General features: G+C 65.2%; 17 protein-coding genes and 1 riboswitch. Of the genes, 8 read left to right on the top strand and 9 right to left on the bottom strand.

What is annotated here, in order from left to right; genetic code table 11:
• Positions 1 to 8: 8 nt before the first annotated feature.
• Positions 9 to 2,162 carry a hybrid sensor histidine kinase/response regulator family protein gene (locus PQR27_RS24870; protein WP_408528290.1) on the bottom strand — a complete coding sequence of 718 codons (2,154 nt, stop codon included), beginning with the start codon at positions 2,160 to 2,162 and terminating at the stop codon, positions 9 to 11.
• A 216-nt stretch (positions 2,163 to 2,378) separates the two neighbouring features.
• On the opposite strand from PQR27_RS24870, the gene PQR27_RS24865 reads away from it, so the two are divergent.
• Together PQR27_RS24865 and PQR27_RS24860 are read left to right on the top strand one after the other, a co-directional pair.
• Complete coding sequence (locus tag PQR27_RS24865; protein ID WP_408526287.1) at positions 2,379 to 3,929, top strand: FAD-dependent oxidoreductase; 1,551 nt, start codon at positions 2,379 to 2,381, stop codon at positions 3,927 to 3,929.
• Between the two features lie 17 nt (positions 3,930 to 3,946).
• Positions 3,947 to 4,129, top strand: coding sequence for a hypothetical protein (locus tag PQR27_RS24860; protein WP_408526286.1), 183 nt, complete (start codon positions 3,947 to 3,949; stop codon positions 4,127 to 4,129).
• Between the two features lie 124 nt (positions 4,130 to 4,253).
• On the opposite strand, the gene PQR27_RS24855 is transcribed toward PQR27_RS24860, so the two are convergent.
• A complete protein-coding gene (locus tag PQR27_RS24855) occupies positions 4,254 to 4,517 on the bottom strand; it encodes a DUF1488 family protein (RefSeq protein ID WP_408526285.1) in 264 nt (87 codons plus the stop codon).
• Between the two features lie 189 nt (positions 4,518 to 4,706).
• Between PQR27_RS24855 and PQR27_RS24850 the strand changes: the two genes are divergently transcribed.
• Positions 4,707 to 6,203 carry an MDR family MFS transporter gene (locus tag PQR27_RS24850; protein WP_408526284.1) on the top strand — a complete coding sequence of 499 codons (1,497 nt, stop codon included), beginning with the start codon at positions 4,707 to 4,709 and terminating at the stop codon, positions 6,201 to 6,203.
• Between the two features lie 20 nt (positions 6,204 to 6,223).
• Here the strand turns inward: PQR27_RS24850 and PQR27_RS24845 are convergent, their stop codons facing one another.
• Genes PQR27_RS24845 through cbiE form a run of 5 tightly spaced genes read right to left on the bottom strand, consistent with a single transcriptional unit; the run spans position 6,224 to position 11,194 of the window.
• Positions 6,224 to 7,351, bottom strand: coding sequence for an alpha/beta hydrolase family protein (locus PQR27_RS24845; RefSeq protein ID WP_408526283.1), 1,128 nt, complete (start codon positions 7,349 to 7,351; stop codon positions 6,224 to 6,226).
• Positions 7,352 to 7,373: 22 nt separating this feature from the next.
• A complete protein-coding gene (gene cobM / locus PQR27_RS24840; RefSeq protein WP_408526282.1) occupies positions 7,374 to 8,102 on the bottom strand; it encodes a precorrin-4 C(11)-methyltransferase in 729 nt (242 codons plus the stop codon).
• A gap of 46 nt (positions 8,103 to 8,148) precedes the next feature.
• The gene (locus PQR27_RS24835) at positions 8,149 to 8,871 is read right to left on the bottom strand and encodes a cobalt-precorrin-6A reductase (protein ID WP_408526281.1); all 723 of its coding nucleotides are present in this window, start codon (positions 8,869 to 8,871) and stop codon (positions 8,149 to 8,151) included.
• Positions 8,868 to 9,956, bottom strand: coding sequence for a cobalt-precorrin-5B (C(1))-methyltransferase (locus PQR27_RS24830; protein ID WP_408526280.1), 1,089 nt, complete (start codon positions 9,954 to 9,956; stop codon positions 8,868 to 8,870). The genes PQR27_RS24835 and PQR27_RS24830 overlap by 4 nt, the downstream gene beginning before the upstream one ends.
• Complete coding sequence (gene cbiE, locus PQR27_RS24825; protein WP_408526279.1) at positions 9,956 to 11,194, bottom strand: precorrin-6y C5,15-methyltransferase (decarboxylating) subunit CbiE; 1,239 nt, start codon at positions 11,192 to 11,194, stop codon at positions 9,956 to 9,958. The genes PQR27_RS24830 and cbiE overlap by 1 nt, the downstream gene beginning before the upstream one ends.
• 84 nt (positions 11,195 to 11,278) lie before the next feature.
• Positions 11,279 to 11,457, top strand: a riboswitch (cobalamin riboswitch).
• Between the two features lie 82 nt (positions 11,458 to 11,539).
• On the opposite strand from cbiE, the gene cobG reads away from it, so the two are divergent.
• Genes cobG through cobJ form a run of 4 tightly spaced genes read left to right on the top strand, consistent with a single transcriptional unit; the run spans position 11,540 to position 16,081 of the window.
• Positions 11,540 to 12,958, top strand: a complete 1,419-nt coding sequence (gene cobG / locus PQR27_RS24820; RefSeq protein ID WP_408528289.1) for a precorrin-3B synthase — start codon at positions 11,540 to 11,542, stop codon at positions 12,956 to 12,958.
• Positions 12,951 to 13,577: a precorrin-8X methylmutase gene (locus tag PQR27_RS24815; protein ID WP_408526278.1), complete on the top strand. Its 627-nt coding sequence runs from the start codon at positions 12,951 to 12,953 to the stop codon at positions 13,575 to 13,577. The genes cobG and PQR27_RS24815 overlap by 8 nt, the downstream gene beginning before the upstream one ends.
• Entirely contained in the window at positions 13,578 to 14,309 is a 732-nt protein-coding gene (locus tag PQR27_RS24810; RefSeq protein ID WP_408526277.1) for a precorrin-2 C(20)-methyltransferase, read from the top strand.
• On the top strand, positions 14,306 to 16,081 hold the full coding sequence (gene cobJ / locus PQR27_RS24805; RefSeq protein ID WP_408528288.1) for a precorrin-3B C(17)-methyltransferase: 1,776 nt from the start codon (positions 14,306 to 14,308) through the stop codon (positions 16,079 to 16,081). Before PQR27_RS24810 ends, cobJ begins: the two co-directional genes overlap by 4 nt.
• A gap of 13 nt (positions 16,082 to 16,094) precedes the next feature.
• Here cobJ and PQR27_RS24800 read toward each other — a convergent pair whose 3' ends face one another.
• Both PQR27_RS24800 and PQR27_RS24795 read right to left on the bottom strand, forming a co-directional pair.
• Positions 16,095 to 18,719, bottom strand: a complete 2,625-nt coding sequence (locus tag PQR27_RS24800) for an AAA family ATPase (protein ID WP_408526276.1) — start codon at positions 18,717 to 18,719, stop codon at positions 16,095 to 16,097.
• Complete coding sequence (locus PQR27_RS24795) at positions 18,716 to 19,858, bottom strand: metallophosphoesterase family protein (protein WP_408526275.1); 1,143 nt, start codon at positions 19,856 to 19,858, stop codon at positions 18,716 to 18,718. Before PQR27_RS24795 ends, PQR27_RS24800 begins: the two co-directional genes overlap by 4 nt.
• Before the next feature lie 238 nt (positions 19,859 to 20,096).
• Here PQR27_RS24795 and PQR27_RS24790 point away from each other — a divergent pair, with 238 nt between their 5' ends.
• Positions 20,097 to 21,377, top strand: coding sequence for a DUF445 domain-containing protein (locus PQR27_RS24790; RefSeq protein ID WP_408526274.1), 1,281 nt, complete (start codon positions 20,097 to 20,099; stop codon positions 21,375 to 21,377).
• Positions 21,378 to 21,450 lie beyond the last annotated feature (73 nt).

Below are 21,450 nucleotides of genomic sequence, written 5' to 3'. Positions count from 1 at the left end.
GGACACGTTCAAGGCTCGCAGGCAACCAGCGCGTGCAGTTCGTCGATATTGAACGGCTTGGCGAGAATCGCCACGCCCAGCCGGCGCGCCCGTTCGAGTTCGTCGGCGTAGCCGGTCATCAGCGCGATCTTTTGCGCCGGCCACGCGCTACGCACTTTCTCCGCCAGGTCGATACCGTTGAGCTTGCCGGGCATCTGGATATCGGACAGCACGAGTTCGAACTTCGCACCCCCTTCCAGCACGCCGAGTGCCTGGTCGGCGGTGGGCTCATGCCGCACTTCGCAGCCGAAGGTTTCCAGCACCGCGGCGACGCCCGCTGCCACGTCCTCGTTGTCCTCCACCAGCAGCACCACGCCGAGCGACGCAGGCGCCGGTTGTTGCACCGCTTCGACGTCGGGTGCAAGCGCACTCTGACGTTCGCGATAGCGCGGCAGATAGAGCCGGACCGTCGTGCCGCTGCCCGGCACACTGTCGATTCTGGCCGCGCCGCCGGCCTGCTCGCACATCGCCTGAACCTGCGCGAGGCCGAGGCCCGTGCCCGAACCACGCAGCTTGGTGGTGAAAAGCGGTTCGAACGCACGCCGCGCGACTGCTTCCGACATGCCCTCGCCGTCGTCCGAACAGGCAATCAGCACGTATTCGCCGTCCGGTAGCAAGGTGTCGCTGCCCACGAGGCGGTTGTTCTGGCAACGGATCATGAAGCGGCCGCCGCGCGGCATCGCGTCGCGCGCGTTGACCGCCAGGTTCATGATCGCGAATTCGAGGTCGGTGGGATCGGCCAGCACTGGCCAGACGTTATCGACCAGATTCAAGGCCATTTCGATGTTGTCGCCGAGCGCCGCGTCGATCAGCGGCGCGGCGGCCGGCAGCCATGTCGCGAGGTCGACCTGCTCCTGTTTGAGCGGCTGCTTTTTGGCCACGCTCAGCAGGCGCCGCGTCAGCGATTCGGCCGTGGCGGTGGCACGCTCCACCGCGAGCACTTCCTTTTCCACGTTGTTAAAGCGCTTCAGGCGCGCAAGCTCGGCGTTGGCCGACACCACCATCAGCAGGTTGTTGAAGTCGTGAGCGACATTCGCGACGAGGTTGCCGAGCGCCCCCATGCGCTGCAATTGCCGGCTTGACGCTTCGGTGGACAGACGCATCGCCACTTCGCCCTGCCAGCGCTCCCACGCGCGCCGCTCACCGTCGAGCTGGCGCAGCGAGAAAAACACCAGCAGCCAGATCGCGGCGCACGGCACGGCGGTAATCGCCGCGATCATGATGAAATGACTGCGCCACGCGACCCCGATCGAGGCCGTGGCATACGCGCTCATCACATAGAGCGGATAGTCGCCGACGCGACGGAATGCGAGCAGCCGCTCCACGCCATCCACCGTCGAATTCAGGCGGATGTGGCCGTACAGCTGTCTGTCGCGCAACGCCGCCGTGAACGCGCTGTGCACGCTGGGCTTCGCGCCCGCTGGCCACGCCGGATAGCGCACCAGCAGGTTGCCGTCCTGGCGATACAGACCGAGCGCGAGCGACTCATCGCCATCGGTCAGATCGCGATAGAAGCGCGAAAAGTAATCATTGCGCAGCGCCACCGACACCGCCCCGAGAAACTGGCCGTTCTCGCCCGAGCGCCCGATCAGGGTGTTGAACACGTCGGTTTGCGACAGTGCCCCGAACATCGGCAGCGAGAAATAGGCTTGCGGGCGCATGGCTCTTGCGGACCTGAAATCTTCGCGCTGACCGATCGACAGCGCCGGCGCTGGCGAGACCCGGCTCGACACCAGCAGGTCGCCGTCCGCCCCGAGCACCGAGATTGCCGCGACCTGCGGAAAGTCGCCGCCGATTTCGCGCAAACGGTCGTGCAATTCAGGCTCACGCGAGCGGATCTGCGCGTCATCTTCATTGCCGAGCAATTCGATCAAGCGCGAGGCCATCTGCTGATTGAGGTCCAGCACCTTGACGGCCTGTTCCTCGGTCACGCGCGCGAGCCGGTCGATCATGTCGTTCGAATCGGCGATCCGGCGCTGGTAATCGAAATAACCATAGCCCGCGAGACAGGCAAGCGGGAACGCAATCGAAACGGCGAGCACGATCAGGAGCATGCGCCGCGTCGCCGCGAAATTGCGCGACGGCATGGGGAAATCGACTGCGACACGTTCCGCACGTTGCACGGTCACGATCTCCATGAAAGAAAGAGCAGGTCAAGCCGAGGCGCGCACATCGGACCACGCTGTTCGTGCGCTAATTCCCTTTGCACCGAAATTTACCGCACTTCCGCCGTTCACCATAGCGTACCGCGCGCCGGCAGCCTTATCGGATAGGCGTGGCATCCGGGCACACGGATTGCGGACACACGGGCATCCCTTACTAATCGCAAGGAACCGACCATGCCAACGCCTGCCCGCCGCGTCGCCCAGCTCTCGCAATTGCGGCCGGATCACGCTGAGCGCGTTGTGGTGGATGGCGAAAATATCCTGCTGATACGCGATGGCGATACGGTGCGCGCCTATGCGGCGGATTGCCCGCATGCCGGCGGCCCGCTTGAGCAAGGCGCCGTATGCAATGGACGAATCATCTGCCCGTGGCACAAAGGCGCGTTCGATCTCGCCACCGGCAAGGTGCTCGAACCGCCCGCGCTGGTCGGGCTCGATCGATATCCCGTGGTCGTCGCGGGCGATGACGTGATGGTTACGCCGGAGAAACTGCCGCAACCAGCGAGTCATGCGTCCACGAACCATCCTCACTACGCGGTGATCGGTGCGGGCGCGGCCGGCGCCGCGGCGTGTGCTGCATTGCGCGAATGCGGCTTTACGGGCCGCATCACACTGGTCGGCGAAGAACCGCACGCGCCTTACGACCGCACCGCGCTCAGCAAATTCGTGCCGTCGGGCGAGATGGCGCCCGCCGACGTGCCGCCGCTACTCGCGCCCGGCTGGTTCGAGCAGCACGATGTCGAACGTATTACGGCGAAGGTCGTGCGTCTCGATGTCCCACGGCGCACCCTCCACTTCGAAACCGGTGGCGAACTGGCGTACGACAGTGCGCTGCTCGCGACCGGCAGCGTGCCGAAGATTCCGCCGATCCCCGGCCATGATCTCGGCGGCGTGCACGTGCTGCGTACGCTCGACGACGCCGCAAGCCTTGTCGAGTCAATCGGCGAGACGGCGCAGGTGGCAATTCTCGGCAGCAGCTTCATTGGTCTGGAGACTGCTTCGGCGCTGCGCAAACGTGGCACCCAGGTAACCGTCATCGCGCCGGACAAAGTGCCGTTCGCGAAGCAATTCGGTGAGCGTGCCGGCGCCATGTTCCGTGAATTGCACGAACGCAACGGCGTGACGTTCCGCCTCGAAGCCAAGGTGATTTCACTCGAAGGCGAGGAAGACTCCGTGCATGAAGTGATGCTCGAGAACGGCGATCATGTCGCCGCCGACGTCGTGCTGCTCGGCACGGGCGTTGCACCGGCCACCGGTTTTGTCGAAGGACTGCCGCTGCAAAAAGATGGCGGCGTGATTGTCAACGCGGGCATGCAGGCCGCGCCAGGACTTTACGCAGCCGGCGATATCGCCGTCTTTCCCTTGCACGAAGATCAGGAACCGGTCCGCATCGAACATTGGCGCGTCGCGCAGCAACATGCGCGGATCGCCGCGGAAAACATGTGCGGCGCGCGCAATCGCTATGCCGGCGTGCCGTATTTCTGGACCTATCACTTCGGCAAACGTTTCGAGTATCTCGGCCATGCAAGCGAATGGGACGAGGTCGTCATCGACGGCGATCTCGATCGGCAGGCATTCGTCGCGCTATATGTGAAAGACGGCAAGGTGGTCGCCGTGCTTGCGTGCGAACGCGAAGCGCAGACGGCGCGTTTGATCGAGGCCATGGAACGCGGACTGTCGCAAGCAGACGCCTTGAAGATTGTCAAAGGCGAATTTCAAGCTTGATCGAAGGAGAACTTGTTATGACACAGCACAAAGAGCAGCACCCGCACGCCGTCAAGAGTGAAAAGCAGATCGACAAAGAAGTCGAGGACAGCTTTCCGGCGAGCGATCCGCCCTCTACCGGCGGCACGACAAAGATCGTTCCTGACAAGGACGGTAAGTCGAAAGAGCAGCGTGCGGCCGACAAACCGGCTAAGCACTAGACCCGCTAGTTCCACCGGACACCGCCCAGCACCGCTGGGCGGTGTCTCTCGTTGCAACGGCTCACGCCCACGCCACAGGCAACCAAAGCGCAGTGCCGCTGCTGCAGAAAGGCAAATCGAAACCCTAGGTTCTAAAATCCCCCGATTCGAGCTCTACCGACTTCCCCCCGTTTTTTTCGAGCACTTTGCGCGTAGCATTTTCAATCGTCGCGCGGTTTGCTTCGAATGTACCAACCAGATCATGTGCCGACGGCCCGCCATTGCCAAAATGGTTATTCAGGGCATCGAGCGACACACTGCACCAGACATCGGCCCCATCAACGCTAGCTTCAAAGGCGACACGCGCTGCCGCGACCACTTCACGGCGTCCGGTGAATTCGATCCTCATAATCCCTCCATCTGTCAAAGATAGTCCTGAGCGCGCAAACGCCATGCCACCCAGACACACCGCGTCTGGCAGACATTCCTCGCAAGGTGCATACTCGACGTTTGCCGCGGCCACAGCGGCCGGGCTCATGCATCGCAGTGCCGGCTCGCACAGCAAGACGCAGCTGTCATCCTAAACCTTATCGCCCACATGTCACGCAACCCGCAAACGTCGCGTCCCCTTGTCATTGCCGCAGTCATGGCTTCCATGGCGATGGTCGCCATCGAGGCCACCATCGTTTCCACAGCCATGCCGCAGATCGTCACGCAACTTGGCGATCTGCATCTGTATAGCTGGGTGTTTTCGTCATTCCTGCTGACCCAGACGGCCATGACCGTCGTGTTCGGCAAACTCGCCGACCTGTACGGGCGCAAACCGGTCGTGCTTGCCGGCATCGCGATCTTTCTGCTTGGCTCGGTGCTCGCCGGCTTCGCCTGGTCCATGCCGGCCATGATCGTGTTCCGCCTGATCCAGGGCGTCGGCGCAGGCGCGATCCAGCCGGTCACCCTCACCATCGTCGCCGACCTCTATCCGGCGCGCGAGCGCGGCAAGGTGCAAGGCTACCTCGCCAGCGTATGGGCGATTTCCGCGGTGGTCGGGCCGATGGTGGGCGGCTTTATCATTCACGATCTGTCGTGGGCCTGGATCTTCTGGATGAACGTGCCGATCGGCCTCGCATCCGCGGCGGGCTTCATCGTGTTCCTGCGCGAATCGGAGCGGCATGCCAGTCCGTCGATCGACTTCGCCGGCGCGGGGCTGTTCATGGCTGCGATTGCGGCGCTGATGATGGCGCTGACCTATGCCGGCGACGACGAGATCGCGCAGGCGTCCATGGCCGGCGGCGTCTTCCTGCTGTGCGTGCTGCTGTTCGTGCTGCAGGAGCGCCGTGCCACTGAACCGATGATTTCGTTCGCGCTCTGGAGCCGCCGGCCGATTGCCGCGTGCAATGCCGCCACGGTGCTCGCCGGCATGATCCTGATGGGCGCCACCACTTTCCTGCCGATGTACGTGCAGGGCGTGCTGCACCGTTCTCCCGTGGTCGCCGGTCTCGCGCTCACGATGATGATGGTCGGCTGGCCCACCGGCGCCACCCTGGCGGCGAAATCATTTCATCGCATCGGTCTGCGGCGCATTCTGATCGGTGGCAGTGCGTTCGTGCCGCTCGGCGCGCTGCTGTTGCTGTTCCTCGCACCCGGCGGTTCGCCGCTGATCGCGGCGTTCGGCTCGCTCATCATGGGCTTTGGCATGGGCACGTCGAGCGTCAGTTCGCTGGTGCTGATCCAGGAAATCGTCAAGATCGACGAACGCGGCAGCGCCACGGCGTCGAATATCTTCTCGCGCAATCTCGGCAGCACGCTCGGCGCGACGCTGTTCGGCGCCGTGCTCAACTTCGGGCTCAGTCACTCGAAAGACCTCGTCGCGGTCACCTCGGATCAACTGAAGGCGCTGCTGCAGAACCAGGCCACGAGTCTCGGCAATAGCGACATGATCCGTCTCGTGTTGCATCAGTCGCTCCACCTCACCTTCATCTCGCTCTTCGTGATTGCGATCTTCGTGGTCGTGTTGCTGTCCTTCGTGCCTGCTATCAACATCGGGCCGGCAAAAAAGGTGCCGCTTGAAAAAACGCTGGCGCCGTTGGAAGACTGAACACGCGGCGTGCTGAGTCGTCAGGAATGATTCACCGGCAACGTCGCGGCGAAGAACTCGACCGCTTGCTGCGCCGTGCGCGCATGAACCGCATCGCGGTCGACGCCTGGTTCGTCCTTGCAGATCAACGCAAGGCGCTCCACGACATCCGGCAGGCAGGTGTCGAGAAAGGTGTAATGCGCCGCGCCGGGCACCATCGTGACGCTCGCCTTTGGCAGCAAGGATGCGATGCGATGAATATTCGTGTCGACGGGCGCGGTCACATCAGCGGTGCCCGCCACCAGCTCAACGGGTATCGCGACATCGGCGAACGACGCATGATCGAACGCCTCGCCCAGCGCCGGGGCGATCGCGAATACCGCCTTGATGCGCGGGTCGCGATACGACGCGCCGGCGCGTGCCCGGGATGCCTTGCTCTCGGGTGAAAGGTTCGCGAGCATCGCCTCGGGCGGCTCATCGCCTTCAGGGAGCCGCTTCATTTCCGGCGGATGGCAGATTGCATCGGCAGCGGGCGACATGCAGAAGCTTTCGAATGCCTGCAGATTGGTGCGGGCGCCCGCGAGTTCGAGAACCGTATAGCCACCCAGTGAGAATCCCACCGCGCCGATCCGGTTCTGATCGACATGCGGACCCAGCAGCGGGTCGGCGAGAACCCCGTCGAGCACCTCGCTTGCATCGGTCGCGCGTTCCCACCAGAGCATGAAGCCATCGCGGGTCAACGGTTCGAGCGCGTTGTTACCCGGATGATTGGTGCCTGCCACGATATAGCCCGCGGCGGCGAGCGCCGAGGCCAGCCAGTCGAGACTGTCCGCGCTGCCGCCCGTACCGTGCGACAAGACGAGTAGCGGGTACTTCGCATGCGCGGTGGAAAGCGGCGCCCCTTCGAGCGCCGGATGCCCATGAAAAAGCAGTTGGCCGGGCGCGCCAATGTCGTGCGACGCCTCCGGCAATGCCGCGTCGACCGGATACCAGATCCGGGTCACGAGTGCCTGCGTGCGGGCCCCACGCCAATGACGCGCGACCGCGGGATGAAACACGCGCGTCGCTTCGCCGACATGCCATGGCGCAAGCGGTTGATCGGCCGGCGTGGCAGCGCCTGTCCATAACGCCGCCACGCACGCGGCGGCGGCCAGGCATACTCGTAACATCGTCAGTCCTCGCGAACAGGAATCATCGGTCTTTCGCGTACAACGTCGACTCCGCAAACCCTTCCGCGGCCAGCACCTCGCCCACCAGAATCAGTGCCGTCCGCTCGATATTCGTACCCTGCACTTTGGCGACGATATCGTCGAGTGTGCCGGTGAGCTTTTCTTCATCCGGCCAGCTGGCGCGATAGATCACCGCGATCGGACAGGCGCCGCCGTAATGCGGCCGCAGTTCATCGACGATACGCGCCAGATGCCGCACGCCGAGATGAATCGCCATGGTCGCGCGATGCTTCGCGAGGTCGGCGAGTTGCTCGCCTGCGGGCATCGTCGTTTTGCTCGCGAAGCGCGTGAGAATCAGCGTCTGCGAAATATCGGGCAGCGTCAGTTCGCAACCGAGCGTGGCCGCGCATGCGGCGGTCGCCGTGACGCCCGGCACGATCTCGTACGGAATCCCCAACGCGCGCAACCGGCGGATCTGCTCACCGATCGCGCCATACAGCGACGGGTCGCCCGAATGCACGCGCGCCACGTCCTGGCCCTGGTCGTGTGCCGCCTTGAGCAACGCCATAATCTGGTCGAGGTCGAGTTCGGCGGTGTTGACGACCTGCTCTGCCGCGTGCCCGCTCAATACCGCCTCCGGCACCAGCGAGCCGGCGTACAGGATCACCGGACAACTGCGCACGAGGCGCTGCCCTTTCACCGTGATCAGTTCCGGGTCGCCGGGACCCGCGCCGATAAAAAACACCGTCATTCAATACTCCATGGTTCATGTGGCCGGCGCACCGTGCCTGCGTCGTTCAACCGGTGAGCCTTAACGCCTCGAGCAATTCGGCCACGCTCCCGAACTCGCGATCGACTGCCGGCAACTCAGGGCGCCGCAGCATGACGACCGGCAAGCCGCGTTCACGCGCGACCTCGAGTTTCGCTTCGGTGGCGGCGCCGCCGCTGTTCTTGCTGACGACGACGTCGAACGCCTGCGCGTCGAATAATGCTCGCTCGCCTTCGAGCGTAAATGGGCCACGTGTGGCCAGAATCCGCGCGCGCGCATGACCTTCGTGCGGATCGAGACAGCGAATGGTCCAGAACTGGTGTGGCGCGATCTCGTCGAGATGGGCGAGCGGTTCGCGTCCGAGCGTGAACAAGGGCCGCGTGAACGTAGCAAGCGCATCCATCATTTCAGTCCAGTTGCCAACCATGCGCCAGGCGTCGCCGGCTTGCGGCTGCCAGCCTTGCCGGCGCAGCGCCCAGCACGGCACACTCGCCAACCGCGCGGCCCGTGCTGCATTCGCGCTGATTTGCGCGGCGTACGGGTGCGTGGCGTCGATGACAAGACCGATGCGTTCATCTTCGATATAACGCGCCATCCCTTCAGTGCCGCCAAAGCCGCCTACGCGGACTGCGCAGGCGAGATCGTCCGGCACCTTGCCAAGGCCCGCGAGACTGTACACGTGAGCGGGGCCGAGCTGCCGTGCAATCCGCAAGGCGTCACCGGTGCCGCCAAGCAGCAGCACGCGCGTCATGAGGCGGCTCCGATGAGGGTGCCCTGCCGGTCGATCGCGAACATCTCGACGGCCACCTGCGGCGGCACGATAGCGCGCGCCACCGCGAGCGCATGGCGGCAGACGATATCGCCGAGCGGCACGTGTTGCGCGCGCGCCAGCGCGACCGCCTGCTGGCTCGTATTGGCAGCAAGAATGGCGGCCTGCAACGCCGCGTCCGCACCGTCCTCTGCCGCCCACGCGGCGAGCTGCTGGAGATCGATGCTCGAATGGCGGCTGTGCAGATCGAGATGCCCGGCCGCGAGTTTGCTGAGCTTGCCGAAGCCGCCGCACACGCTCAGGCGCGCGACCGGGGCGCGCTTCATATGCTTGAGCACCGCACCGACGAAGTCGCCCATTTCGATCAGCGCGATATCCGGTAGTCCGTAGTGCGCGCGCATCGCGTCTTCGCTGGCGTTGCCGGTGCAGGCGGCAAGATGCGTGTAGCCGTTCGCACGCGCGACGTCGATACCCTGATGGATCGACGCGATATACGCCGAGCACGAGAACGGCCGCACGATTCCGGTCGTGCCGAGAATCGACAGGCCGCCGAGAATGCCCAGCCGCGGATTCATCGTTTTCAGCGCGAGCGCTTCACCGCCTTCGACACCGATCGTCACTTCGAAGCCGCCAGCGTATCCCTGCTCGGCAGCCAGTTCGAGAAGATGCTCGGTCATCATCTTGCGCGGCACCGGGTTGATCGCCGGTTCGCCGACCGGCAGCGTCAGTCCCGCGCGTGTCACCGTGCCGACGCCCGGTCCCGCATGAAAACTCACGCCCGGTTCGGCGCGCAGCCGCACGCGGGCAAATACGATCGCGCCGTGCGTCACGTCGGGGTCGTCGCCGGCGTCCTTGACGGTGCCGGCTTCCGCGCCGTCGGCGTTCAGCCGGCAGAACACCAGTGGCATCGGCACATGCTGGCCCTTGGGCAAGACGATTTCCGCGACCTCGCTCGCGACGCCCGCCAGCAGCAGACGCGCCGCCGCGAGCGACGTCGCGGTGGCGCAGCTGCCGGTCGTATAGCCGCTACGCAGCGGCGCGGGTTGTTCGGGCGTTTCTTCGCGCATTACGGTTGGGGAGATGAGTCGCCGGCCGCGCCGTTAGCGGGCTTCGTGACATCCAGCAGCGTGATCGGCAGCGCCTGGCGCCAGGTGTCGAAGCCGCCGAGCGGTTGCGCGTCGGAGAGCGCAATGCGCGTCAGTGTGCCGCCGTGCTGCTCGCGCCACGCCACCAACGCCGCGTCACCCTGCAGGGTGACCGCATTGGCGACCAGCCGCCCGCCGTCGCGCAAACGCGCCCAGCAGGCCTGCAAAACGCCCGGCACCGTCACGCCGCCGCCGATGAATACGGCGTCCGGCACGGCGAGCCCGTCCAGTGCGTCGGGCGCGCGGCCAGCCACCAGTTGCAAACCCGGCACGCCCAGAACATCGCGATTGTGTTCGATGAAGCGTTGCCGCTCCGCATGTCCCTCGATGGCGATCGCGCGGCAGCTCGGGTGCGCGCGCATCCATTCGATGCCGATCGAGCCGCTGCCCGCGCCCACGTCCCACAGCAACTCGCCGGGGGTCGGCGCGAGGTGCGCGAGCGTGATCGCGCGCACGTCGCGCTTCGTTAACTGGCCGTCGTGACGGAAGGCGTCATCGGGCAGGCCGCAGGTCAACGGCAGGCGCGGCGCGCCGTCAATCGCGCGGCATTCGAGTGCGATCAGGTTCAGCGCCGCCACTTCGCCTGCTGACCAGCGGTCAGCGCAACCGTCGATACGCCGCTCCAGCTCACCGCCCAGATGCTCGAACACGATCATCCGGGTCGCGCCGAACCCTCGCGCGTTCAGCCATGCAGCCAGCGCCGCGGGCGTGCGCCCGTCCGCGCTCAGCACGAACACGTGCGCGCCGTGGTGCAAATGGGCATTGAGCGACGGCAACGGACGGCCGACCAGCGAGACCGTCGCCACATCCTGCAAGGGCCAGCCGAGGCGTGCCGCCGCCAGCGACAGCGACGAAGGCGCCGGCAGCACCCGCAGCTCGCCGGCCGGCAATTGCCGCGCGAGTGTCGCGCCGACACCGAACAGCATCGGGTCGCCGCTCGCCAGCACGCATACGGAGGCCGCGCGTTCCGCCAGCAACGGGGCGAGGTCGAACGGACGCGGCCACGCTGCACGACGCGCGGCGAGGCGCGCGGGCAGCATCGCCAGATGACGTTCGCCGCCCCAAATCACCGACGCCTCCAGCAAAGCACGCCGCGCGGGTCTCCCCAAACCGGCGAAGCCGTCATCGCCTATGCCCACCACGGTCAGCCACGCCGGCATGCATCCATCCTCATTCGATATCTTCAAATAGTGCGCTGTGCCACGCCGATCAAAGCGTCCAGCCTCGTTGTGCTGTTCGAAAAAAGGCATAATACAGCCGCCGGTGCCCTTCGGGGCCGAAGAGGGAACACAGTGTCACTGTGGCTGCCCCCGCAACTGTATGCAGCGAGTCCACCTGCGCTCCGCGCCACTGGTTCGACCGGGAAGGCAGCGGCGGACCGTGACCTGCCAGCCAGGAGACCTGCCGGCGAGACTGTTCGTGCCAGCCTACATCGGGCGGGGTGTACCGATGCCGCAGCCATGCCCGCGAGGGGCGTGCTCGGGCCGCCGCGCGACGCTAAACCGGTGTCCGTCTTGAATCACGCTTCGCCCTCCACTGCTTTGTCCAACGCGGCCCTCACGCTGCGGCCCTCGGCATGCCCGGGGCTGTTGCGCGTCGTCGCCGCGCGTGACGGCGGGATTTGCCGGATCAAGCTGCCGGGCGGCGAACTGGACGCGGCGCAAGCCATGGTCATTGCAGATGCCAGCGCGCAGCACGCGGCCGGGGTGATCGAGGTGACCAATCGCGCGAATCTGCAGGTGCGTGGCGTGCGGAGCGGGCATGAAAGCGCATTGATCGCGGCGCTGGTCGAAGCGGGCCTGGGGCCAGCGGGCGCGGCCGGCGGTGTGGACGCAGCCGGCGGTTTGTCAGCGTCTGCTGCGGACGATGTGCGCAACGTGATGGTGAGCCCTGCCGCAGGACGCGATCCGTTCGCCCTATTCGATACCAGACCGCTGACGCTCGAGCTTCTGGCGCTTTTGCAAAGCGAGCCGCGCTTCGCCGCGCTGTCACCGAAATTCGCGTTACTGCTGGACGGCGGCGAACGCCTTGCCAGGCTAGACCATCCGCACGATGTCTGGCTGGCGGCATGGCAACGCCCGGAAGGTGTGCGCTTCGCATTCGGGTTGGCGGGATGCCCGCCTGCCGCCGCAAGCGTGACGGCCGCGGACGCCCTCGCTACCGTGTTGCCCGCGCAAGTCGTTCCGTTGACGCGAGCCCTGCTGCATACGTTTCTCGATCTCGCCGACGCCGAGGCAACCCGCATGCGGCATCTGCTCGCCACCCGTAGTGTCGATGCGGTATTGCGGCGTGCCCAGACGTATGTCGATTTCCCCTTGTCACGTGACCCATTGCTGGCCGGCTGGCAACGCGCCCCCGCCGACGCTTCGCTGCGACTCGGCGTACACGCTCAACGCGCGACCGGAACCGCTTATGCAGGCGGTCAACCTCCGCTCGGACGCCTCGACGCCGCGACGTTGCGTGGTCTCGCGACGCTTGCCCGTCAGCATGGCAACGGCACGTTACGTATGACGCCCTGGCAGAGCGTGCTGCTGCCCGATATTCCTGCGGATGCCGCGCCCGCCGTGCTCGCCGCGATGAACGCGCTAGGCCTCGCGGTCGATCCCACGCAGCCTGTCGCTCGCGTGATTGCGTGCGCCGGCTCGGCGGGCTGCGCCAAAAGCCTCGCCGACACCAAAGCCGACGCGCTGCGACTGGCCGTGCGTCTGCCCGACGGCGTCGACGTCCATCTGAGCGGCTGCCCGCGCTCGTGCGCCGCTGCGCATTGCGCGCCGTTCACGCTGCTGGCCGTGGCGCCCGGCACCTATGACCTTTATCGACGCGACGGCCAGCCTGGTTTCGGCCACTGCGTCGCGCACCAACTGACGATCGAACAGGCCGCCGACATGCTTGAACACCTGGCCCGGAGCCCTTTAGATGCTTGAATACATACGCGACGGTCAGGAGATCTATCGCCAATCCTTCGCGACGATCCGCGCGGAGGCCAACCTGTCGCGCATCCCCGCCGACCTCGAAAAGCTCGCGGTGCGTGTGATTCACGCGTGCGGCATGGTCGACGTGATTGAAGACCTGCAATTTTCCGCTGGCGCCGGCACGGCGGGACGCACGGCGCTCATGCAAGGCGCGCCGATTCTGTGCGACGCCGGCATGGTCGCGCAGGGCATTACGCGCGCGCGTCTGCCCGCGAACAACGAAGTGATCTGCACGCTCACGCATTCCGACGTGCCGGCGCTCGCGCGCGAACTCGGCAATACCCGCTCGGCCGCGGCGCTCGAATTGTGGCGGCCGCATCTGGCGGGCAGCGTCGTCGTGATCGGCAATGCGCCGACCGCGCTGTTCCATCTGCTCGATATGCTCGATGCGGGCGCACCGAAGCCCGCGTTGATTCTCGGCTTTCCGGTCGGCTTTGTCGGCGCGGCGGAATCGAAAGCGATGCTCGCCGAAGACAGCCGCGGCGTGCCCTATGTGGTGGTGCACGGGCGGCGCGGCGGCAGCGCGATGGCCGCTGCAGCCGTCAATGCACTCGCTACGGAGATCGAGTAAATGACCGTGCAAGGACGTTTGTTCGGACTCGGCGTCGGTCCCGGCGACCCGGAATTGATTACGCTAAAAGCGCTGCGCCTGCTCAAGGCGGCACCCGTGGTCGCGTATTTCGTGGCGAAGGGCAAAAAGGGCAACGCGTTCAGCATCATCGAAGCGCATTTGCACGAGGCGCAGCAGCATCTGCCGCTCGTCTACCCCGTCACCACTGAAGCGCTGGAACCGCCGCTTTCGTATGAAGCGATCATCGCCGACTTCTACGACACGGCGGCGGAAATCGTCGCCGCTCATCTGGACGCAGGGCGCGATGTCGCCGTGATCTGCGAAGGCGATCCGTTTTTCTACGGCTCGTATATGTATCTGCACGACCGGCTCGCGGCGCGCTTCGAAGCTGAAGTGGTGCCCGGCGTGTGCTCGATGCTCGGTGGCGCGGCGGTGCTTGGCTCGCCGCTGGTGTACCGCAATCAGAGCTTGTCGGTGCTATCCGGCGTGCTGCCTGAAGACGAATTGCGCCGCCGCCTCGCCGATGCGGACGCGGCCGTCGTGATGAAACTCGGCCGCAATTTCGACAAGGTGCGGCGCGTGCTCGGCGAACTCGGCCTCGCGGATCGCGCGCTGTACGTCGAACGCGCGACGATGGGCAATCAGCGCATCGTGCCGCTCGCCGAAGTCGATCCGATGGCCTCGCCGTACTTTTCACTGCTCGTGGTGCCGGGGGAAAAATGGCAAGGATGACGCCGCCCGCGATCGTGATTCTGGGCGCGGGTGCGTTGGCGACTGCCCGGCGGATTCAGACGCTGTATGCGGGTGCGCAAGTGCACGCTTTGCAGGGACGTGTCGAGGCCGACATCGCCTACTCCGAACTCGGCGTGCACCTGCAGGCGCTCTATGCGCGCGGCACGCCGATCGTCGCGTTGTGCGCGGCCGGCATTGTGATTCGCTGCGTGGCACCGCTGCTGTCGAACAAGGGCAACGAGCCGCCGGTGCTGGCGGTCGCCGAAGATGGCAGCGCCGTGGTGCCGTTGCTCGGCGGACTGGCCGGCGTCAACCTGATGGCGCGCGAGATTGCCGCCGCGTTAGCAGTCGCGCCCGCGATTACGACCAGCGGCGAATTGCGCTTCGGCACGTGTGTGCTGAATCCACCCGAGGGCTATGCTTTGGCCGATATCGCGCAAGGCAAGCGCTTCGTGTCGGACCTGCTGGCCGGCGAAAGCACGCGAATCGAAGGCGAAGCGCCGTGGCTCGACGATGCGCAATTGCCGCGTTCGGAAACCGCACGTCTCTCGATTCGGGTGACCCCGCGCACATGGAGTGGCCGCGCGGATGAACTAGTGATTCATCCGCGCAGTGTGGTGGCCGCAGTGACGGGTGCTGGCGCTCGCCCCTTTGTGAACACGGGTCTCAACGCACAATCCAGTCCCGATGCGCAGACGGGTTCAGGTGCGCGAATCGCCGCGCTTGTCCGCGAAACATTGGACGCCCATGGTCTTGCGGCGCTTTCGCTCGCGGCATTGCTGGCTTCCTCCGAACACATGGCGGACCCGGCGCTCGCCGACGCCGCGGCAAGCCTGAACGTGCCGCTGCGTTTTGCCCATCCGCGCCCGGAGGACGGCGAGCCGCCGAGCAATCTGCTGCATGCCGCGCTGCGCGTCCCTTATCAAACGCTACATGACGACGCAGACGCAGGGGTGGCGCTCGCGTTATCGGCATTGGCAATCGACGCGGATACGATTGGCCGCGCGCGCGGCCGTTTGACGGTAATCGGTCTCGGCCCCGGCAGCGCCGACCTGTTAGTGCCTGCCGCTCGAACCGCGCTGAACCAGGCCACCGATATTCTCGGCTACGAGACCTACGTGAAAATGGCCGGCCCCTTACGCGCCGATCAACGCGTACACGGCACGGACAATCGCGAGGAAATGCAGCGGGCGCGGCATGCATTTGAACTGGCGAGCGCGGGACGCTCGGTGGTGATGGTGTCGTCGGGCGATCCCGGCGTGTTCGCGATGGCCGCCGCGGTGCTTGAGGCGCTCGAAGAAGGGGGCCCGACGAACGCCGACTGGCGCGCGGTCGAATTGCAGATCGTGCCCGGTGTGTCAGCGGCGATGGCGACCGCGGCGCAAGCCGGCGCGCCGTTGGGTCACGACTTCTGCATGCTGTCGCTGTCCGATAACCTGAAACCGTGGACGATCATCGAAAAGCGGCTCAGACACGCGGCCGAAGCGGACCTCGTGATGGCGTTTTATAACCCGATCTCGCGCGCGCGGCCGTGGCAACTGGATAAGGCGCTCGATATCGTGCGCGAGTTTCGTGTGCCGGCCACGCAGGTGGTGCTCGGGCGCGATATCGGAAGACCCGGCAGCACGTTGCTGACGATCACGCTCGGTGAACTGCGCTCGTGCGATGTGGATATGCGCACGATGGTGATCGTGGGATCATCGACGACGCGCGCGTTTGCACGCAGCGGTGAAACGGGTACATGGGTCTATACGCCGCGGTGGTATCAATGAGCGGCGCGTACCCTCACGCCGCCACCTTCATATCTTCAATCGCCCTTTGCCTCACCCCCAGGTCGTCCCACAGCTCCGGATGACACGTGAACACCAGAATCTGGTGGCGCGTGGCCGCATCGATCAACGCGCGTTTGATCGCATCGCGCCGCCCCGCATCGGTATGCACGGCCGCATCGTCGAGCATCACCAGCGTCGGACGGCCTGAGGCCTTCAGCAGATCCGCATACGCGAGCCGGGTCAGAATGCCCAGTTGTTCGCGCGTGCCGAAGCTCAACGCATCGAGCGTATCCGCGCGGCCATAGCGATCCAGCGTCGCGGGGCTCAGATCGTCGCCGAGCGCAATCGTCGACTGCGGGAAAATCCGCCGCAAATAGTGCCCAAGGCGCTCGGTCAGCGGCGCGCGCAACTGCGCCACCGCTGCATCGCGTTCATCGATCAGCACTTCGTCGAGCAGACTCAATGCGCTGGCGCGCAAGCTCAATTCGTCTTTGCGGCGCGTCGCCTGTTCCACCGACGCCTGCACCGCCGCCAGCCGCTCACCCAACCCGGATGCGCCGACCGTCTCCAGTTGGCTGCGCAATTGCGCGATCCGCAATTGCCGTTCATGCTGCTCATTGCGCGCGAGTTCGGCCGACGCGCGATAGCGTTTCGCCTCCGCCGCCGGATCGTCCAGACGCGCCGCTTCGAGTTCGCGCTCACGCCCTTCAAGCTGTTTCCTGATGCCCTCGACGTGCACGCGTTGCTCGACCATTTTCGTCTGCCATTGCGCACGGTTGCGGCGAAACGCGTCGTCTTGCAGTTGCGCTTCCCTGCGTTGCAGTTGTCCTGCGAGCGACCCGGTTGTGGCCACCGCGGTCGATCGCTTCTCGGCGGCCTGCGTGAGGACTTTGCGCGCGGCTTCCAGCGCGTCACGCGCGATGTCGGCGTTGCGGCGCGCCGTTTCGAGCTCAGGCGCGGCCGACACGTCAGGCAATAGCGCCAGACGCTCATTCGACGTTTGCAGCCGTGCGGCCGCCGAAGCCAACGCCGCACGCAGGGCGTCGATACCCTGCGGCGCATGTACTTCAAGAATCCTGGCCTGGCTTTTCCGCTGCGCTACCAGCGCCTTCCATTGCTCGTGCCGGGCCTCGGCCTCGCCGAGCGACGCTACACCCAACACTTGCATGACCTGCGCGCGCTGAGCCTCGAGCGAGGCCAACTCGGTTAGTTGGGCAGGCAGATCGGAGACGCCTGGAATCACGCGCAATTCGCCAAGGCCGGCAAGACCGATCAGCTTCTCCTCGTCCAGCCGCAGCACGCCTACGCCACTGATCGGCGAGCCGCCGACCGTGATCGCGCCGCTCAAGCGGTATTCGATACGCGTCATTGCCGCTTCGGTACGCGCCCGCAGCACCGTCAGGCCGACATCGAGCGATTGCAGCCGCTTCAGTTGAGTTTCGTCGATTTCCAGCGCGGCGGCTGCGCGGGTTGCGTCGAGAACGGCCTCGTTCGCGTGAGCGGCGGCCGTGATCGCCGCTTCGACGCGCTCGATTTCAGCGCGATGCAAGGCGATCTGATTGCGCAGATCGCCCGCGGTCACAGCCGCGTTCGCCAGTTCGAGCGCGCGATTGGCTTCGCCGTAGGTCTGCTCGAATTGCGTCACGCTTGCGAGCGCCTGACCGTGCTCGCGCTCGACTGCGGACACGCCGGCACGCGCCGCATCCAGTTGCTGCCGCTCGCGAGCGACAGCCGCTTCGAGTTCCGTCGCGCCCTGCTCCTGCTGCAACGACAACGCCAGTTCCGCCTCACTCAATTGCAGCGACTGCGCGAGCCCCTGCAGACTGCGCTCCAGCTCAGCCGCCGCATCGGCGCGTTGTTGTGCCTGCAAGGCCTTCTGTTCGTGCGCGTCCCAGGGCCGCTTGCGCTGCGCGTCGTCGAAGGCTTCCTGCTGCGCGGCAAGGCGACCGATGTTCTCGTCGAACTGTTGACGCTGCTGTTCCAGATCGTCACGCTCGGCAAGAAGCGCCGCGAGCGCCTGCTCGGCTTCCGCCAGCGGTCCGGTCGATTTCTGCGTGCGCGCGGTCAGCAATTGCCGCAGTTCGCGTTGCACGGCGGCGATCAGCGCGTCTTCACCCGCCGACTCATGACCGCCGGAGAGTTGCGAGAGCGCGTCACGCAGATATTGCGCCGCGTGCCCGGTCGAATCGCGCACCTCCTGCGTGCCGCCCTGTTGCACCCACAACAAACCAGGGATGCCGGCGTTCTCCGCCTTCAGCGGCCCGCGCGCGGCACGCGAAAAGCCGAGCAACGCCGCGAGCTTGTCTTCGGCTTCGTCTTCGCCGAACACGGCCTGGCCGATCTTCAACTCGCAGCGCTGACGCGTCACGAAGTGCTTCGACAGCGCGCACGCCGTGCCGTCGAGATTAAAGCTCACTTCCACCGACGGCTGCCCGCTCGCCTTGCCCCACGGCAGCAAATCCTTCAGATGCGAGGCCTTGTAGCGTTCGAGAAACACCGCGCGCACGGCTTCGGCGATCGTGCTCTTGCCCGCTTCGTTCGGGCCGGTGAACAGATTGAGCCCGGGCTGCAGATCGTCGATCACGAGCCGCCCGCTGAACTGCTTGAATTCCTGAATCGCGATTCTTTCCAGCTTCATGCGGACCTCGTTTCGCGCGGCAGCTCACGTTGGAAGCGCGCCAGCAGCAATAACGCCTCGGCCGCGCGCTTCACCTGGTGTGGATCGGACTGCGGGTCTTCCTGCAAACCGCGCAGACGCGCGACCACTTTCGCGAGGTAGCCGCTCTGCGCGCCGAGTTCGGCGAGATCGTCGGCGGTGGGTAGCACTTGCAGGCCACCGAGGTCCGCCCGCAATGCGCGCACTCGCGCGCGGGTTTCTTCCACGGCGACGTGAATCGCTTCGGCCTCCGCCAGCGCGGCCGTGCCGTTGACCACGAGGCGCAGCACATCGCTACTGCCCAGTTCGGTAAGGCGCGTCTTCAACACGTCCACATCGGTCGCTACCGAAATCGTTTCTTCCCAACGATGCCACTGATATTTGCCGACCCGCACCGCCTCGACGACCGGTAATGCACCCGGCTCGCTCAGCGTGACGTCGAGCACGAAGCCCGGGTCGTTGGCGCGAAAACGATCCTGCTCATGCGTGCCCGCGTACCAAGTGCGCTCATTCACGCGCAAGTGACCGTGCCAGTCGCCGAGCGCGAGATAGTCGAGCCGCGCGCTCTGCGCGCGTGTCGGTGCGATTGGATTCGACGAATCGATGCCTTCCTGCAGGATGCCGCTGACGCTGCCGTGTGCCAGCCCGATGCGGTGATAACCCGGCGGGGTTTCGGCGGTATCGAAGAAGGCGGTGGTGTCGTCGTAGGTGATGCGCTGGGTGAGCGGCGCGCAAAGCAACGCGCAGCGACAGGCCTCGAGCTCCACCACGCCGGGTTCGAGCACGATCCGTACATTGGACGTCACGCAGTTCAGGCGTTGCGCGCGGGTCCACACGCTTTCCACCAGCGCGGCGTCGTGATTGCCCGGCAGCATGATCCACGCACCGGAGAATGCCTGCAGCGCGCCGAACAAACGGCGGATCACCGTGTCGGACACGGTTTGCAGGTCGAACACGTCGCCCGCCACCAGCACGGCGTCGACCTTGCGCGCTGCCGCCTCCGCGGCGATCCTACGCACGGTTTCAACGCGCGCTTCCGCGAGATGCGCGGCTTCATCCGGCTCGAACTGGCCGAATTGCGTGCCGATCTGCCAGTCCGCGGTGTGTAGAAACCTGATCACTGTGCCTCCATCCCTTTCATTTGCGTCGTCGCTTTGCAGTCCAACCATGGATGTTACCGTGCCGCAGCGATAAAGCCTGGCGAGAATGCGTGCCCCACTGCAATAAACGCAGCGCTACACTCGCGTTTTCCGGACCCGCCTGTTGATTGCAGATCGGTCACGCAATCCGCGCACAATGAGCGCCCGGTGAGCACTCCGGTCAATTTCAATCGAATCGCACTCCGCCGCCCTGCTGCCGATGAACAAAGAAACCGAACTGAAGAAGGCCAAGCGCACGCCACTGCTGTTATTGCTGGCCGCCGTCTGCATTTTTGTCGTGACCGCTTTCATGCAGCACAGCATGTGGGTGGACGGCATCAAGGCCGTCGCCGAAGCCGCAATGGTGGGCGCGCTCGCCGACTGGTTCGCGGTCGTCGCGCTGTTTCGCCGGGTGCCGATTCCGATCGTCTCCGCGCACACGGCGATCATTCCAAAGAACAAGCACAAGATCGCCGACAACCTCGCGGTGTTCGTACAGGACAAGTTTCTCGACGTGCCGTCGCTGGTCGGGCTGATCCAGAAACACGACCCGGCGCGCAGCATCACGGGCTGGCTGACAGAGCCCGCGAATACCGCGCGGCTGGGCGACTACGTCGTCAAACTGACGGGCGGCATTCTGGAATTGACCGACGATATACGCATCCAGGTTTTCATCAAGGACGCGTTGCGCGACGTGCTTTCGAAGATCGATCTGTCGCAATCGATGGGCTCGATCCTCGACACGCTGACCAAAGACGGCCGTCATCAGGAGTTGCTCGACGCCGGCATCGAACAGGTGGTGACGCTGCTGCGCGAACCGCAGGCGCGCGAGTTTATCGCTGAGCGCATCGTCGATTGGGTGAAAAACGAATATCCGAAGATGGAGAAGATCCTGCCGTTGGCGTGGCTCGGCGAGAAAGGCGCCGAAGCGATCGCCAACGCCGTGAACCGGATGCTTGAACAGATCAGCGAAAACCCGACCCACCTGCTTCGCCAGAAATTCGACGAGGCCGCGCAAAAGCTCATCGTCAAGCTCAAGACCGATCCGGCGTTCCTGCAAAAAGGCGAGGATCTGAAGCGCTATCTCGTGGAAGGTGAGGCGCTCAGCAAGTATGTGAAGGACATGTGGGGAGAATTGCGCGCATGGCTCAAGCGCGATCTGGACAGCAGCGATTCGGCCCTGCACGCGCGAGTGGTGGCGATGGGGCAATGGGTGGGCCGCGAACTGGCGCACGATCCGGCGTTGCGGCAGTCGCTGAACGACCATCTCGAAGACGCGGCGCGCGCGATGGCGCCCGATTTCGCCCAGTTCCTGACCCGCCACATCAGCGATACGGTGAAGAACTGGGACGCGCGCGACATGTCACGGCAAGTCGAACTGAACATCGGCAAGGACTTGCAGTACATCCGCATCAACGGGACGATTGTGGGCGGCTTTATCGGCTTGCTGCTGTATGCGAGCTCGCAACTGTTCGAACTGCTGCGGCTCTATATCGGATAACGGGATCGGGCCGCCGGTTTGCGCAGCAAAGCGCTCGACAGCCAGAGACCAGGACGCCACCACCGCCGCAGTC

This window comes from Paraburkholderia fungorum, from assembly GCF_046027215.1.
GTDB lineage: Bacteria > Pseudomonadota > Gammaproteobacteria > Burkholderiales > Burkholderiaceae > Paraburkholderia > Paraburkholderia fungorum_D.
The sequence above is the reverse complement of the archived record's forward strand: the minus strand, read 5'-3'. Positions and strand labels throughout refer to the sequence as shown.